We start from the raw sequence: 2,403 nt of genomic DNA, 5'->3' as shown, positions 1-2,403 counted from the left end.
GATCAAAACCTTTGTAATTGAAATTATTAGTGATGCCCCAAACGTAAGTAGGATCAGGCTGCCCCAGGATCACTGCATCTTTTACATCGATCACTTTATCGTTGTTAGCATCGCGGTACCTGGGATCACCGGCTTCCTCGCCTGGTATAATGGTGCTGGATGCCGCTTCTGCGGCTGTTTTCAGGATGCCGACATTTTCCAGTACATAAAAAGCGCCAATGGGCTGGCCTACGGTAGTAATGTGATGGCCCATGTTATCGAAATTACCGAAGATGATAGGCGTGTTGTTAGGGCCCAGCTGCAGCACTTTATTGGTGTTATGGCTCAGGTTCAGATTAGTGGTCCACTCAAATGCGCCGGTAAAGTTTCGGGTGGAGAGTTCCAGCTCCCAGCCTTTGTTCCGCACTTTACCAATGTTGGTAATAGCGGTGCTGAAGCCCGTAACCGCTGCCACCGGTATGCTTAACAACAGGTCTGTATTCAGCTTGCGGTAATAATCAAACGACAGGAAGATGCGGTTATCAAACAAACCCAGGTCCAGCCCTGCATCTATAGTTTCTGATTTTTCCCATCCCAGGTCAGGGTTCGGAATGTTGGTAGCAGTTTGCCCTTTTACCAGCGCGCCTTCGCCGGTGCCTAATACATAGTTGGAAAAACCCAGCAAGCCTATCTGGCTAAAATCGCCGATATTATTATTCCCCGAAAGACCCCAGCTGCCGCGCAGCTTCAGCTCACTTACCGCGCCTATGTTTTTCATAAAGGGTTCTTCCAGCACCCGCCAGCCTGCAGATACAGCAGGGAAAACGCCCCACTTGGTATTGGCGCCAAAACGGGAAGACCCATCGCGGCGTATAGAAGCAGAAAGTAAATATTTATCGCGAAAACCATACTGTACCCTGCCGAAGTAAGAGATGAGCACATTCTTTGTTTCGCGTGTATACGTGTCTGATAGTGTGAGGGTGGTAGCGCCGTTCAGGGTATAAATATCATCGGTGCTGTAGTTGGAACCACCAATGCGCGCTTCTTCAAAATTAGTTTGGTTAAAGGAATAACCGGCTACGGCAGCTATATCATGACTGCCAAAGGTTTTATTATACGATAAGGTGTTTTCATTTACCAGCGTGGTTTTGCGGAAAGTGCGGGAGGAGCCGGTACCCGGGTTCCCGTTCCTGATAATGCTGGGAGAAAATGCTTTACGGCGGTAGTCCGCATTATCGATGTTCAGCGTGGACTTGAACACCAATCCATCAAACAGTTTATAATCTCCATAAATGCTGCCTAAGGTACGCAGGGTGCGCTCCTCTCCCATTTGCTCCCGTAACACTGCCACAGGGCTTACGGTGGAGCTGGCCCAGGCATACCGCGCATTAGGCACTACGCCGGTTTCCAGGCCTACGCTGTCTTCTACAATAGGCGTAGCGCTAACGGCTTTATGTAATTGCGCATCCTTGCCTTCTGCACCGGGATCTGTAACTACGCCATAAGAAGGCGCCAGGTTCAGGCCCAGGTTAATACGGTCATTCACCTTCAGGTTTACGTTAGAGCGAAAAGAATATCTTTTATAACCGGTATAGATCACAATACCATCCTGGTTCAGGTAATCGCCGGAAATGCGGTACGTAACTTTATCCGTACCACCGGAAGCAGACAGCTGATAGCTATGCACCAGGCCTTTTTGAAACAGCTCATCCTGCCAGTCAACATACCGCAAACCCGGATGCCCCGGCTGGTACCAGCGCGCATCATAGATCTTGGAGAAATCAAAACCACCCAGCTTTTGCCGGCGTACAGTGGGATCGTCTGTGGCAAGGCGGCCCAATGCAGGATTTACATAGTTGTAATCAATGATCTCCCGGGCGCGGTCTATCCACTCTTCGGCAGATAGCATGTCCAGCTTTTTCAGGGTTTGCTGCCAGCCCACATAGGTATTGAACTCCATACGGTTCCTGCCTGCCTTGCCGGATTTAGTGGTGATGATCACCACGCCGTTGGCGGCACGCGAACCGTAAATTGCCGCTGCAGAAGCATCCTTTAATACTTGCACAGAAGCAATATCATTAGGATTGATATTATCCAGCGCAGAGCCCTGCGAAAAGCCGCCGCTGGCGCTGGCACTGGCTACTTCCAACGGAAAACCATCTATCACATACAGGGGTTCTGTACCGGCATTAATGGAGCCGGTACCTCTTACCTTTATCTGAAAACCCTTACCGGGCGCGCCGCTGATCTGTTTCACCTGCACGCCGGCCATTTGCCCAACCAGCGCCTGATCCACCCGGGCAATGGGCCGCTCATCCAAATGTTGTGCATTCAGCGTAGCAATGGCGCCGGTTACATTGGCTTTCTTTTGTGTGCCGTAACCTACCACCAGCACTTCGTTAAGCCCCTGGTTACTCTTTAACA

At 50.4% G+C, this 2,403-nt stretch carries 1 protein-coding gene; it reads right to left on the bottom strand.

Going from position 1 to position 2,403, the window contains the following annotated elements; translation table 11 throughout:
- The coding region (locus tag VIM87_RS10015; protein WP_331996860.1) for a SusC/RagA family TonB-linked outer membrane protein at positions 1-2,403 on the bottom strand (2,403 nt) is incomplete at both ends.

Source organism: Chitinophaga sp. (assembly GCF_036569125.1).
Classification (GTDB): Bacteria; Bacteroidota; Bacteroidia; order Chitinophagales; family Chitinophagaceae; genus Chitinophaga.
Note: the sequence above shows the minus strand (reverse complement) of the source record. Positions and strands in the feature narration are given on the sequence as shown.